This window comes from Polaribacter filamentus (assembly GCF_002943715.1).
Classification (GTDB): Bacteria; Bacteroidota; Bacteroidia; order Flavobacteriales; family Flavobacteriaceae; genus Polaribacter; species Polaribacter filamentus.
Window position 1 is genome coordinate 1,667,214 of record NZ_MQUA01000013.1, and the last position, 14,783, is coordinate 1,681,996.

At 30.0% G+C, this 14,783-nt stretch carries 13 protein-coding genes; all 13 read right to left on the reverse strand.

Going from position 1 to position 14,783, the window contains the following annotated elements; all coding sequences use genetic code 11:
* Positions 1-22 precede the first annotated feature (22 nt).
* The 13 genes from BST83_RS09930 to BST83_RS09995 all read right to left on the reverse strand — a co-directional run bounded on the left by BST83_RS09930 (position 23) and on the right by BST83_RS09995 (position 14,735).
* Positions 23-979, reverse strand: a complete 957-nt coding sequence (locus tag BST83_RS09930; RefSeq protein WP_104809651.1) for a glycosyltransferase family 2 protein — start codon at positions 977-979, stop codon at positions 23-25.
* 3 nt (positions 980-982) lie between these two features.
* Positions 983-1,432, reverse strand: coding sequence for a hypothetical protein (locus tag BST83_RS09935; RefSeq protein ID WP_104809652.1), 450 nt, complete (start codon positions 1,430-1,432; stop codon positions 983-985).
* Positions 1,433-1,667: 235 nt separating this feature from the next.
* Positions 1,668-2,486, reverse strand: a complete 819-nt coding sequence (locus tag BST83_RS09940; protein WP_104809653.1) for an enoyl-ACP reductase FabI — start codon at positions 2,484-2,486, stop codon at positions 1,668-1,670.
* Between the two features lie 41 nt (positions 2,487-2,527).
* Entirely contained in the window at positions 2,528-4,180 is a 1,653-nt protein-coding gene (gene recN, locus BST83_RS09945; RefSeq protein WP_104809654.1) for a DNA repair protein RecN, read from the reverse strand.
* Positions 4,181-4,241: 61 nt separating this feature from the next.
* Positions 4,242-5,135 carry a type IX secretion system protein PorD gene (porD, locus tag BST83_RS09950; protein WP_240614715.1) on the reverse strand — a complete coding sequence of 298 codons (894 nt, stop codon included), beginning with the start codon at positions 5,133-5,135 and terminating at the stop codon, positions 4,242-4,244.
* A 68-nt stretch (positions 5,136-5,203) separates the two neighbouring features.
* Entirely contained in the window at positions 5,204-6,424 is a 1,221-nt protein-coding gene (gene coaBC, locus BST83_RS09955) for a bifunctional phosphopantothenoylcysteine decarboxylase/phosphopantothenate--cysteine ligase CoaBC (protein ID WP_104809655.1), read from the reverse strand.
* Complete coding sequence (locus BST83_RS09960) at positions 6,424-6,744, reverse strand: DNA-directed RNA polymerase subunit omega (RefSeq protein WP_104809656.1); 321 nt, start codon at positions 6,742-6,744, stop codon at positions 6,424-6,426. Before BST83_RS09960 ends, coaBC begins: the two co-directional genes overlap by 1 nt.
* Positions 6,745-6,750: 6 nt before the next feature.
* Positions 6,751-7,629, reverse strand: a complete 879-nt coding sequence (locus BST83_RS09965; RefSeq protein WP_104809657.1) for an outer membrane protein assembly factor BamD — start codon at positions 7,627-7,629, stop codon at positions 6,751-6,753.
* Between the two features lie 326 nt (positions 7,630-7,955).
* Positions 7,956-8,831 (reverse strand): 4-hydroxy-tetrahydrodipicolinate synthase, encoded by an 876-nt coding sequence (gene dapA, locus BST83_RS09970; RefSeq protein ID WP_104809658.1) that lies wholly within the window; start codon positions 8,829-8,831, stop codon positions 7,956-7,958.
* A 99-nt stretch (positions 8,832-8,930) separates the two neighbouring features.
* A complete protein-coding gene (locus BST83_RS09975; RefSeq protein WP_104809659.1) occupies positions 8,931-9,437 on the reverse strand; it encodes a DUF6913 domain-containing protein in 507 nt (168 codons plus the stop codon).
* Between the two features lie 235 nt (positions 9,438-9,672).
* Positions 9,673-10,272: an esterase-like activity of phytase family protein gene (locus BST83_RS09985; RefSeq protein WP_170062770.1), complete on the reverse strand. Its 600-nt coding sequence runs from the start codon at positions 10,270-10,272 to the stop codon at positions 9,673-9,675.
* Positions 10,273-10,412: 140 nt separating this feature from the next.
* Positions 10,413-11,075 carry a lysoplasmalogenase gene (locus BST83_RS09990; protein WP_104809662.1) on the reverse strand — a complete coding sequence of 221 codons (663 nt, stop codon included), beginning with the start codon at positions 11,073-11,075 and terminating at the stop codon, positions 10,413-10,415.
* Between the two features lie 3 nt (positions 11,076-11,078).
* Positions 11,079-14,735: an ABC transporter permease/M1 family aminopeptidase gene (locus BST83_RS09995; protein ID WP_104809663.1), complete on the reverse strand. Its 3,657-nt coding sequence runs from the start codon at positions 14,733-14,735 to the stop codon at positions 11,079-11,081.
* Between the last annotated feature and the right edge of the window lie 48 nt (positions 14,736-14,783).

Genomic DNA, 14,783 nt, shown 5'->3' on the forward strand with positions numbered 1-14,783 from the left:
ATGTGCCATTGACTTATAATTGTTACTTTTTATTAAAAACCCAAGATTGTAAAAATCCTAAACCATATCCTAAAAATTGGGTAAAAGAAGTGAACATACTTAAAAAAGAAACGCATATGTTTTTATTCTGATATAAAGAATCTAAGAAAATTAGCAAGAAATAGCATCCATAGAAATACAAAAATTGGTGAAGGCCGAAAACTGCTATAACAATGCTCAATGCAATTCCGATAATAAATAAACTTGGAAACCAATAGGTTGGTTTTGCACTTCCTGGATATCGTTTATTCAATTTTGGCCTTCCCGCTCCAAACGCAAAAGTCTGTTTAAAAAATTGTTGCAAGCTACTTCTTCGCTTATGATACACAAACGCTTTTTCTATGAGCTGCGTTTCAAATCCGTTTTGCCATAAACGAAAAGTTAAATCGATATCTTCTCCTATTTTTAAATCTGAAAAACCATCTGTTTTAGTAAAAGCTGTTTGCGACAATCCAAAATTAAAACTTCTTGGTTGAAATTTACCAACAGCTTGCTTTTTACCACGAATTCCGCCAGTTGTTAACACAGAAGTCATCGCATAATTAATTGCTTTTTGAAGTGCTGTAAAGCTTTTATGTGCAGCATCTGGACCGCCAAAAGCATCTGTAAAATTGTGTTCTAATGCCTTTTTAACTTCGAATAGATATTGAGATGGAACAAGAACATCCGAATCTAAAATAATAAAATAATTTCCTGAAGAATTTTGCATTCCAAAATTACGGCTTGCTCCTGCTCCACTATTTTCTTTAAAAAAGTATTTTAAATTGAGTTGCTTCTTATAGGTATCAACAATAGTATCGCTTTTTTGAGTTGAGCCATCTTCAATCATTATAACTTCAAAATCATGAGTAAAATCTTGTTTTGTAAGACTTTCTAACAACTCGTCAATTTCATTTGGACGATTGTAAACTGGAATTATGATTGAGAAGGATAGTTTCAATATTTAGGATGTTAGAACAGAAAATAAAATTTCATTTCCATTGATTTCAAAACGAACTTCATCATATTTTTCTTCTTTAAAATTATCTGCTTCTTCAATAGAAATGTTATAATCTATTTTAGTAATTGACTTTTTTACGGCATTCGAGAAATCAGATTCAATTTTATTTTCATCAGATTCTAATTTTAAAACCTCACTTCCACTAGTAAAAGTAAGGATCGTTCCTTTTTTACTTTTCAAATTGGTAGCACTAACCATTATGGTTTCTAAAATTAAAAACCCTCCTAATTCGTTAACTCTCAAATATAAATCACCATATTCAGATTCTGCAAATTTATTGATACCCACTTTTTTGATATTCTCTTCAATTTCAATGTCTACCTCAGTTCGCTCCATCAGATTAAAAGTTTCCGATGCTGCAAATACTTTATCAATTTTCTTAAAAAACCCCATGTATAAAATTAAATTAGCTTGTAAATATATAAAAATGAAAAGTAACAAAAAATGCAAACCAAAATTGATTTACATTTTTAAAAGTTATTAAAAAAATTATTCGTTTTAAATTTTCTAAAAGCTCTTACATAAGCCTAGCCCTGATTAAGTGACTTGTTTGAGCTCTCTCGCTTTTTAGCGGGAAGCGAGTAGCGAAAGCAGGAAATAGCTTCTAAAAAATTTTATTCAAACTGTTTTATTCTTCGCCCAAAAATTTATCCATTACTGGATCACTAACTCCCATATTCGAGAATCCTCCGTCGTGAAATAAGTTTTGTAAAGTTACTTTCTTCGTTAAATCTGAAAATAAAGTAATTGTATAATCTGCACATTCTAAAGCTGTTGCATTTCCTAACGGACTCATTTTTTCTGCGTATTCTATAAATCCGTCAAAACCTTTTACGCCACTTCCTGCAGTAGTTGCCGTTGGAGATTGAGAAATTGTGTTCACCCTAACTTTGTAATCTCTACCGAAGAAATAGCCAAAACTACGCGCAATACTTTCTAAATAAGCTTTATTATCAGCCATGTCATTGTAATCTGGAAACACTCTTTGCGCTGCCATATACGTTAATGCAACGATAGAACCCCACTCACTCATGGCCTTTTTGTTGTATAAAACATTCATTACTTTATGAAAAGAAACTGCCGAAATATCCCAACCTTTTGTTGTAAAATCATAGTTAGAATCTGTATAATGTTTTCCTTTTCTAACATTTACAGACATCCCAATAGAATGTAAAACAAAGTCTATTTTTCCGCCTAAAATTTCCATAGATTTTTCAACCAAGTTGTTTAAATCATCTATAGAAGTTGCATCTGCTCCAATAATTTGAGAACCTGTTTTTGCTGCTAAATCATTTAATTCTCCCATTCTTAGAGCAATCGGTGCGTTTGTTAACACAAAAGTTGCGCCTTCTTCATACGCTCTTTCTGCTACTTTCCAAGCGATTGAATGCTCGTTTAACGCTCCAAAAATAATTCCTCTTTTACCTTTTAATAAATTATATGACATATATGTGTGCTATTTGTTACTACAATTATATAAATATAAACTTAATTTAATAACTCTTTTGCGTGTGTAAGCGCCGATGCCGAAATATCTTTACCGCTTAACATTTCTGCAATTTCAACAATTCTTTCTTCAGTTGTTAACTGTTTTAAATTTGTGGTGGTTACACTATTAATTTCTTCTTTATAAACTTTATAATGACTGATGCCTTTCGCTGCAATTTGGGGTAAATGTGTAATAGCAATTACTTGCATGTGTTTGCCCATTTCTTGCATAATCGCTGCAATTTTATTAGAAACTTCACCAGAAACTCCGGTATCAATTTCATCAAAAATAATAGTTGGCAGTTGCGTGTTTTCTGATAAAACTTTCTTTACCGCTAACATAATTCTTGATAATTCTCCGCCAGAAGCTACTTTTTTAAGTTCACCAAAATTACCGCCTTTATTAGCAGAGAATAAAAATTCTAATTCATCCTTTCCGTTTGAAAAATAGTTTTTTGTGTCTATTATTTTGATTGAAAAACGCGCATTTTCCATTCCTAAATCTGATAATAAGTTTTGTAATTTGTCTTTTAAATTAGGAATTACACTTTTTCTAGCGTCCGAAATTTTCAAAGCAATGGCATCTAATTTTTCTGATACTTCTGCAATTTCTTTTTTCTTTTTACTGATCATACTGCCAGCATTTTCTACTTGCCCTACTTTATCTGATAAATCTTCAAAAACTTGCAACAATTCTCGAATAGAATTTACAGCATGTTTTTTTTGTAAATTATAAATTACTTGCAGTCTATCATTGATTTCCTCTGCCTCATTTGGATTAAATTCAACGTTTTCATTTGCTGTTTCTAATTCGCCGATAATATCATCGATTTCAATTTTTACACTTGTAATCCTTTCTGATATTTCTTGATATTCTTTAGAATAAGAAGCAATTCTAGACAATCTATTTTCTAGCGTATATAATAAATCTTGAATTCCGATTTGCTCATTTGAAGAAATTTCTAAAGCTTCGGATAAATTGAGTTTTATATCTTCTATATTATTTAATTTTTCTAGTTTTTCTTCATGCACTTCTTGTTCATCAACTCGCAACTTTGCTTGCTCTAACTCATTACATAAATGCAAGTTATATTCATATTGCAAATTAATCTCTTTTTGAGTTTTCTCAAGACTCTCTAGTTCTTTTTGAAGCTTATTAAGTTGGTTTACACCTCTTTTATAAAAACCGACTTTTGCCGTATTTTTAGCTAAAGCGTCTAAAACCGTAAATTGAAAACTTGTATCTGACAGTTGCATCGTTTGATGCTGAGAATGCACGTCTATTAATTTAGCTTTTAACTCATTTAAAACGGTTAAGGTTACAGGAGTGTCATTTACAAAAGCTCTTGATTTACCAGAAGGCAAAATTTCACGTCTTAAAATAGTGATGTCTTCATAATCGAGTTCTACTTCTTCAAAAAATTCTTTTAGATTATAGTTCGAGACGGCAACTTTAGCTTCTACAATACATTTTTTTGAAGTGTCTTTTAAAGAAGACAAATCTGCTCTATTACCTAAAACCAAGCCTAAAGCTCCTAATAATATAGATTTTCCTGCACCAGTTTCACCAGTAATAATTGATAAACCAGAAGAAAAATCAATAGATAAATGATTGATTAATGCGTAGTTATGTATGGAAAGTTGTGTAAGCAAGTTCTCTAAATTTTAGAGATTAAAATTAGTGAATTAATTTCAGAAAAAATAAAGAAAAACACTATTCAATATTTCTCCATTTCGAGTTATTATTCGGCGAAATGTTTTTTAACGAAGTTGTTAAACGATCGGCGTTTTTTGTTTTTGGTCCATCAGAATAAATACTTACAATTTCATCTGCTTTTGCATCAAAAAACATGCGTATTAAGAAATTACCTACCGTTTTATTGTAAATATTTTCTATTGATAAAACGGCGTCTTCAACTGCTTGTTTTCCAAAATCTTTATTATTTACAAAAGTATCTAATCCTTTTATATGATACTCATACATAGCATTTCTGTACGTTTTTAGTTTCGATGACAACAAATTATCTATCAACAAAAAACGATTTTGTTTGCCGACTACATTTTGCCAAGAAGACAATCCGCTTTGTTGTGCTTGTAGCATTACATTTTGGGCTTCTTTTAATTCGGTTTCTCCACCAAATTCAGCAAAAGTATCAGCATCAACTCCTATAATCGTATAAGTGTAAAAAACAATCGTTGAAATTAAATTACTTTCAAATGCGTTTTTATTATAGATTAAAGGATCAAATTCATTGTATTTAAACGTAAAATCGTTGTCCCTTAAATTTAAAACTGGCGTTGCATAACTAGAACCATAAACAGGTCTTGACGATTGTACTTGTAAAGTTGCTGTAAAGGTATTATCTTCTCTTGAAGTTATAATAATCGTCATTGCACAATCGATCCTTTCTTCTGATTTAACGGCTCTATCCGTCCATTTTGTTTGATTGATAAACTCTGTCAAAGACTTTTGTAAGGTTATAAATACCTGTCGATTAGAACCCGCTATCTGATCGAAATTCACATTTACCAAACAATTTAATTCCTGTGAATTTACATTGATAGTTATCAAAAATAATGCAAAAAGAAAAACAAATTTACGCATCATAACATGTATAAGTTTTAGATTTTTTTGAATCAAGAATCAAAACTAAAAAATTGTAAATAGTTCTGCTTCTAACTATCTTGATTCTTACTTCTCAAAATAATTTCATTGATAATATCTTTGGCAACATCTGCTTTCGATTTTAATTCAAATGCTTTTTCATTCAAATATTTATCAATAATAGTAATTTTATTTGTGTTTGTTGCAAAACCAGCACCTTTATCTTGTAAAGAATTTAAAACGATTACATCTAAATTCTTACGTTTAATCTTGCTTTTTGCATTTTCAATTTCATTATTGGTTTCTAATGCAAAACCTACCAAAAACTGCTGTTTCTTAATCAATCCTAAAGAAGCCAAGATATCTTTTGTAGGCGTTAACGCTATTGTTAACGAAGAATCTTGCTTTTTTATTTTCTGATGTGCAACATTTTTTGGTTTGTAATCTGCAACTGCTGCTGCTAATATTGCAATATCAACCTCATTAAAATATTTGTGTGCTTCATTGTACATTTCATCCGCAGAAACCACATCAATTCTATTGACGAAAGAATGTTTTATTTGTTGATGAGTTGGCCCAGAAATTAAAATAACTTCGGCTCCTAAATTGGCTGCTTCTTTTGCGATGGAAAATCCCATTTTACCTGAAGAATGATTTCCTATAAAACGAACAGGATCAATTGCTTCGTAAGTTGGACCGGCTGTAATCAACACTTTTTTCCCACGAAGTGGCAATTTTGAAAGAATATTATTTTCTATAAAAGAAATAATATCTTCTGGTTCTGCCATTCTTCCCTCACCAACTAAACCACTCGCTAATTCGCCAGAAGTTACAGGAATTAAAAGATTTCCGAAAGATTTTAATTTCGCTAAACTTTCTTTGGTTGATGGATGTTTGTACATATCTAAATCCATCGCTGGTGCAAAATAAACTGGGCATTTTGCTGATAAATAAGTTGCTAATAACAAGTTGTCGCAAGTTCCATTTACCATTTTAGAAAGCGTGTTGGCAGTAGCGGGCGCAATCAAAAAATAATCTGCCCAAAGCCCTAATTCTACGTGATTATTCCATAATTCGTTTTCATCTTCTTTCTCGTAAAAAGTAGAATGAACAGGATTTTTAGAAAGCGTAGAAAGTGTTAAAGGTGTTATAAAATCTTTAGACGCAGGCGTCATAATTACTTTGACATCTGCGCCTAATTTTATAAACAATCGAACTAATGAAGCTGTTTTGTAAGCGGCAATCCCAGCTGTGATGCCTAAAAGAATTTTTTTTCCGCTTAAAACAGACATTATTCTGTTTCTGGAGTTCTATGATATACTTTACCGTTTAACCATTCTTCAACCGCCAATGCAGTTGGTTTTGGCAAACGTTCGTAAAATTTAGAAACTTCAATTTGTTCTTTATTTTCAAAGACTTCTTCTAAACTATCGTTATAAGTTGCAAATTCATCTAGTTTATCTACTAATTCTGTTTTTAAATCAGAACTTATTTGACTTGCTCTTTTAGCAATAATAGATATCGCTTCATAAATATTATTTGTTGGAGCTTCAATTTTGTTTTTGTCATAAGTAATTGTACTTATAGCAGCCTGGGTATCTTTATAGTCCATAATTTATTATTTATCTTTTGAATTTTCTTTTTCTACTAATTCTTCTTCGACTTTTATTTTTTCAATAATAGCCTCTACTCTAACTTGTTCACTTTGTAATGTTAATAACATTACTTTAGAATCTTCCATAAATTGAGATTCTGGATAGTTTCTCTCTAACTTTTCAAAAGCCTCGAGAGCATCCTTAATACGCTCTAATTTTCTTCTATCATAACTTTTTAAAACAAAATCATGCGCAGCTTTAAATCTGTAATACAACGCTTCCTCTTTAAATTCAGAACCTAAATAATCTGACAATAAATTATCAAAAGCCTGAATTGCAGCTTTGTAATTTCTTTTATCATAATCTGCTGTTGTATAATAAGTTTTGGCTATTTCAAAATATTTTTTCTGTAACTTTAAACGTATTTCTTTATAATGCTTGTTTGCTTCGTCTATTTTATCAGAATCTGGATACGTACTTATAAAACTTTGAAAAGCTTCTAATGCTTTATTTGTATCTGTAGGATCTTTACTAAAAACTGGCGACGCTAATTTAAAACTATAAGCAGATAAAAATGCAGCTTCTTCCTTTTTAGAACTTTTAGGGTAATTAACTGTAAAACGATCAAAATAATAACCAGCAAGACTATAATTTTTTTCGTTAAAATTAGATTGAGCAACCATAAATTGAACACGCTCCATTTGAGGTTTACCTCTATAAGCAGGTGTTACCTTTTCAAACAAACGTAAAGCTTTACCGTACTTTTTACTTTCGTACAATTTTACTGCCATTTTATATTGGTCTTCTACGTTACCTTTATTAAGTACTTTTTGATATTCCCCACAAGAAAAGAACAAAAGGCTTAACATCAATAAATACGCTAAATTTTTAATTTTTTGCATTGGGCAAAATTACTAATTAATTATGGATAATAAAAGAATTTATTTAGTAGTAAAAAATTCTTCCCTTTTAGTTCCTCAAATACTGAAATTGGTAAAGCATAAGTAAGTTCAGTGTGCTAATTTCTATGGAAATTTAAATGTTTTGAATTCAAAAAAACTATTAAAATTAAAACGCTTTTTTACACATTAAATTGTGCGTTACAATATTCAACAAAAAAGACTTAAAGAACACACAAAATGGTACTAAAAGTTTGTTAAGATTATTTCAAAAAAAAATACAACCTTTCTAAAAGTTGTATTTTTTTGATCCTCATACCTAAATAAAACTAAAAATCGGCTACATATTTTGCAATTTTAGCTTGTAATTCTGTACTTGCTTTTACCAAAGGCAAACGAACTATATTTGAACAAATACCTAATTCTTGTAAAACTGTCTTAATTCCTGCAGGATTGTTTTCCGCGAAAATATAATCAACAATATCCATCATTTTAAAATGGATTTTATAAGCTTCTATGTTTTTTCCTTCCAATCCTAATTGAATCATTTCGGAAAATTCTTTTGGAAATGCTTGTCCTATAACGGATATAACTCCAGAACCTCCGGCCAAAGCAACTCCTAAAGCCAAATCATCATCACCAGAAATTATTAAAAATTCTGCTGGCTTGTCTTTTAATAAGCTGTTGTATTGCTGTTGGTTGTTCCCTGCTTCCTTAATAGCCACAATATTGCTAAAATCTTTTGCCAAACGTAAAGTAGTTGCTGGCTCCATATTTTTAGCAGTTCTTCCAGGAACATTATATAAAATTATTGGCTTGTTAGTTGCTTCTGCAATTGCCTTAAAATGCTGATAAAATCCTTCTTGAGTTGGCTTACTATAATAAGGTGCAACAGAAAGAATACCGTCTATTTCCGACAAGTTTCTTGCTTTTAATTCATTTACAACCTCTAACGTATTATTACCTCCAATACCTAAAACCAGCGGCAAGCGTTTATTATTAGTCTTTACAATAACCTCAATAATTTGCTCTTTTTCTTCCTTAGTAATCGTTGAACTCTCGCCAGTTGTACCATTAATTACTAGATACTTTATACCATTTTCTATATTAAAGTTCACTAATTTAATTAGCGCGTCAAAATCAACAGTTAAATCTTCTTTAAACGGAGTAACCAAAGCAACACCAGTACCAATAAATTTTTGCATTATTTTTAATTTTTACGAGCGTAAAATTACAATTTTCAAATTGATTAAAAAGTGAAATAATCATTTCTTACAAAGAATACACAACTTTTTATTTGAAGTTTAATTTTTAAGTTTTCTTAAAATTGTTAAGTACTTTTTTAGCTCTAAAAAAAAGCGTTCAGTTTCAATTGGTGTTTCAGCGATTTCTATATCATACAATTCTTGATTTACATCTGAAATACCTACCTTAAACAAAGCGTTCGATTGTAAAACTGAACTTTCTAAAAACAAATTATTCTTATTAAAATAACCAATTAACAAATCGAAAGGTTCATCTATAAAACTCTTAAAGTCTGTTTTGTAGATATCTCCTTGCCAATTAAAATCCTTTTCAGAAAAATATTTATTACTATTTTTATTCTGAGGTCTAAAACTATAAATTTTCACATTTTTAAGATTCAGTATTTTTTCTACCTCTTCTTTTACATTTACCCATTTAGAAATTTCATCGGTTGTAATAATACCAACCGTTTTTATTTCTTTTTGACTTACAGTTCTATGAACCGCATTCTCAATAAGCTTCTTTTGAAACTGCCTTCTTAAAAAATATTTTTTAAATGGTATCATATTCGTAAAAGTTGGAGTTTTTTGAATTATAAAAATACTATTAATTATTCTGCAATTCTAACAAAATAAATTGATTTAATTGTTTACCATAAACTTGAAAATTATCATCAGTAATTTAAAGTAACGATTTATTACCATTTGGCAATAGTGGCCAAAAGTAATCCCTTCAATATTATCAATAATCTTATCGGTTAATTGTTCTTTTACATCATCAAAATTAAAAACTACTCTTTTTTTAATTTTTTGCTGTTTTATCAAAATACGTAATTCTAATTGGTGATGATGTTTTGGCAAAAGTTGGTTCCTCGTCATCAACATTTAAAGGCGCTTCCATTGCAACCCAAAACCCATTATTATCAACACTTTTTGAAGATGCATCAAAAGCGCCATTGTGCTTTATAGTCTTTATATTTGATAGATTTTTAGGTAACTGAAAATTTTCTAAAAAGCGTCCTTTTTTATCAGATTTAAAAACAAAAGGAAGTTTATTACTATTTATCGATCCTTCACTTACTAAATAAAATTCATTGGTTGCTTCATCCACAAAAACTGATTCTAAATCCAATGCATTTTGCTGATAAAAATTAGTAGTTGCATCCGATAAAAAGAGAATGTCATTAAATTTAACTGCTTGTATTCTATTATCAGAAATACTAATATCTGCTGATAAAATTCTTGGGTTTTTAGCATCATCAACTACAAAATAATACTGATTATTTGCAAAATCTACACCTGACAAACCACCAATAATCGTATTTTTAAATTGAATAGAATCCGCTAAAACATACTCGTCTAAAAAGACCCGTTTGGTTTGCTTTGTCTTATTGCAAGACAAAAATGAAATGCAAAAAGTACCAGAAAATAAAATTTTTTAATCATCAAAATAGCTGACTGGAAAGAGCTCTTTTTATTGTTTTTAAAAGCTTATTTCTATAAAATAATTCACCATAAAATCAATCAAAGTAAAAAACTCACTTATTTTTCATCCGAAGTTTTAACAATTATTGCTTTACAAATTAAATATTGCGCAACAATATACGTGAACATAATACAAATTTCATAGATTTCATTTGGATTGATAAATTTATGAACCGCAATTAAACCATCAGAAATTATAAAAATAATGGTTCCTAAAAACAACCATAAATTTACTGTAGATTTTTCTTGAATATAATTCAGTAAAGAAATTGCGCCAACAGAAGAAATTACAACTCCGTAAATAATTACGGGGATTGTCATTTCACCTAAATTGTCTTTTAAAAGATATAAGAATGAAAATAGAAAAACTAAAAATGGCAAGCAAACTACAAACAACTTTTGCAAACTAATTTTCTTTATAAATTTTGCTACAATTTTGATATACAAAATATGAACTAACAAAAAAGAAGCCAATCCAAATAGAAAAAACTGATCTTTAAAGAGTAATAGAACATCACCCCAAAAGGAAAAAAACAAGGCCGAAACATACCAGAAATTAGGCTTTTTCACAGAAACCAAATAAATAATTACCAAGGTTGTTATTATAAATGGTTTGCTAATAAAGGCTAAGAAGTGATTACTTAAAATTCCAAAAATATGTAAAACAACAACTGCTAAAAAGATACTAGAAGCAATTGTTGTTTTCGTTTGTTTTGTCATGATTTAAAACTTTCTTCTATTATCGTCAGATTTTGTGTCAATTAGTTTATTGTAAGGGTCCACGCCAACTTCTGTTGGTTTTTTATCGACAATAATCGTGATTTTATTATGAATTTGTGTAATTTTATGCTTCTCTAAATAGAGCTCAACTTCTTTCTTTTTACCATCAATTTCTTCTTCGGTAAAAATACCAATATCTATATAATCTTTTAGCGGAACGGATAAAATTGGTTTGGTAGATTCTTTTGAGGTATACGTTAACGTATCACCCACTTTTTCGCCGTAAACCATTTTCCCTTTTTCGTTATTTCTGTATTTAGAAACTTCAAACTCAATATCAACTTGATAAGTACCATTTTTTAATTTGGTTGTTTTTGCATCTACAATTCTGTTTTTATAAAGCGTGATTGTCTCAAACATATCTTTAAGTACATATTGCAAAGAATCTGGTGTAACTTCTTTAATATAGCTTAGCATTTCTAAAGAAGTCGTGTACGGTGGTTCTTGGAATTTCACCTTTTCTACATACCTTTTTAAGGCTTTGTTTAATTTTTCTTCTCCAATATAATCGCTTAAAGCATAGAAAACCATCGAGCCTTTTTGATAATGAATATATCCTTGTCCGTCATTATACATCAACGGTTTTTCACGCTTGCTTTCAAAAGTTCTTTGTATTAAATAACCGTCTAAAGCTTCTTTTAAAAATGTGCGCATTTTGGCTTTCCCGTGTTGATGTTCTAAAACTTTTAAAGAAACATATTCAGACATGCTTTCTGATAACATGGTTGCGCCTAAAACATCTGCCCCAATTACTTGATGCGCCCACCATTGGTGTGCAACTTCATGCACAGTTACCGCAAAAGGATAATCTACACCATTTTGATCTTTTTCATCTACATCAGCAATAAAACCAAAACCTTCAGAAAACGGAATTGTATTTGCAAATGATTGCGCAAACGTGCCTTGCGTTCTTGGAAACTCTATAATTCTTAGTTGTTTATGCTGATAAGGACTAAAGTTTTTTGCATTATAAGTTAAGGAAGCTTTCATCCCTTTCATCATTCTGTCTAAATTATAATCGTGTGGTTTGTGATAGTAAATTTCTAAACTAATGCCTTTCCACATTTCTTTTTTAACTTCATATCTTGCTGAATTAAAGGCATAAAAATTCAATATTTTACTATCCATTTTATAATGGAAGTATCTTCGATTACCTTCTGTCCATTCTTTTTGCAAATATCCTGGCGCAATTGCAATTTGATCTTTTGATGTAGAAACCGTCGCTTCAAAATCAATCCAATCTGAATCTTTAGAGATGTACGTATTTCCTAAAGCGGTTGAATCCGTTGGCACCGGACGTAAATTATTTTTTGGTAATTTATATTTTTCACGCGTTTTATCGTCTCTTAATTCACCTCCTGCTGCATATCCTAAAGAAGGAAACATCGAAGAATTATTAATAAACGTTCCGTTTTCTACAATTGAAGATTTCAACTCAAACATCGTGTTTTCTTTACTTTTTACATGAATTGTAAGTTGTAAAGTATCTCCTGGTAGTATTTTTTTATCAAACCTATAAATATCAAAATTAAAAATAGTGTCTTCTAAAACTAATTTATTTGGTTTATTAAACACAAAGGTACTTTCTAATGAATTATGGTTCAAGAAAATACTGTCAATTGCTTGGTTTGTTTTATTAACCAAAGTGTAAACTGCACTCGCTTTGTAGGTTTTTTTCTTCGGATAAATATGCATTTCTGCATTTACAGCTACAATTCTTGGTTGTTTGTAATTTTCGTATTTTTTATACGTTTTCTCCCATTTCACGGCATTTAATTCCGCTTGTTTTGAAGTAGAGTTTTCATCATCCGATTTTGTTTCTAGATAAATTGTAATTCCTAACGTTAAAAAAGAGACTAAAACAAGCGCAAAACCAATTTTACGTGGTGTTTTAAAACGTTGATTTGCAATATAAACTCTTTCTGCAAAGGAAGTTGGCAAACCTCTAACCCACGTTAGTAAACTTACAATTAAAAGCAACGTTCCGCCTAAAACCCAATACAGTTTATACCATAAATATCTTGACAGTGCAGAACCATATCCATTCATATCCGAATAACTAAAACCTGGTCCTTCATTATATTTAAAGACTGATAATTCTATTCCTATTAAGGATAAAAAAGGAATACCGATGGCCAATATCAACAGAATAAAAAATCCTAAATATTGATTTTTAACCAAGGTTTGAATAAAAATTGCCAAGAATGCCCAAATTACATAGTTCAAGAATTTTAAACCAAATAATTCTTTAATATAATGACCTATTTCAAAATCATAATAGCCTTTGTAAACTTGAAAAAGCATCCCTGAAACCATAATTACAGCCAATAAAACCAATTGCATTTTTAACAAAGCAATTAGTTTAGAAAACAATAACGTCCAATCAGGAATTGGCGTGCTGTCTACTAAATGACTTATTTTAGCTGTATTTGCTCTTTCCACTAAAATTCCTGCATACAAAAAGGTGCATAAATTAATGATTAGGGAACTAAAAATATTTCCTCCGCTTAACATTTGCCAAGTTACGGGCAATGTATTTGTGCCAAAGATTTCACCTGAGCTAAACAAAGTACCAACCAACATTAAAACACCAACCAATAGAATACAAATAAATGGCAAACTTGTAAAAATGTATTTAAAATCGAGGTTCGATAATTGCCAAGTTGTTTTTAAGTTCTGACCAAAAGAATAATCATGTGATACTTTTGGTAAAGTAATTCTTGTAATTCCGCTAAAATTCTTCTTGGTAACTCTTTCTGATTTTACTTTTCTAAACGAAATAGAAATTGCATTCTGACCGAATTTAAAATATCTATAAACCAATCCGAAAATTAAAGATGAAATTGCCAACCATAAAAAACGGTTATAAATAATTAGTTCTTTAATTGGTATTTGCAATTCATTTTGTTCAGAAACCGTCCAATATTTTGTGTAATAATCTGCAGCAGCAGAACCAAAAGGATCTAAAATAGCTAGTAAACTTGCTTGTTCTGGATCAGAAAAGATACTTGCTATTGCTCCTTGTACAAAAAATAAAATAATAACCGTAATAAAACCTGCAGCTATATTTCTAGAAAAAGTAACAATTGCAAAAACTACAGCACCAAAAAACAAGATATTTGGTAAAATATAAATTAAGTACGTTTGCAAGTAGGTCATAATATTAAAATCGCCTACAATTTCAGAATTTGTTCCTGGAAACCTAAAACCGATGCTCATTCCGAATGCAATTACCAAAACAATGGCAGAAACGACGGTAATTCCACTAAAAAATTTCGCAAATAAATAATTGGCTTTTGTAAACGGATAGGAATACAAAATAGTGTGCATTTCACTCTTAAAATCCCTATAAATAGCAACACCAATAATTGACGGAAATAAGAAGAAAATTAAAATAGTTAACCCATTAAATAGACCTGTAACACCAATCGGTGAGTTTACGATTCTGGAAGAACCCGTTGTTCCTGTTATTGCATCCCATATACCTGCAGTGGTTGCAGATAAAAGTAAAGAGATTAAGAAAAATATAGAAATATAAATATAAAAAATAGGCTTGTGAAACCAGTATTTTAATTCTTGTTTAAAAATAGTTGAAAACATAATTTTGTTGATGGTTTTTGGTTGATTGTTTATAGTAGCTTACTAAAC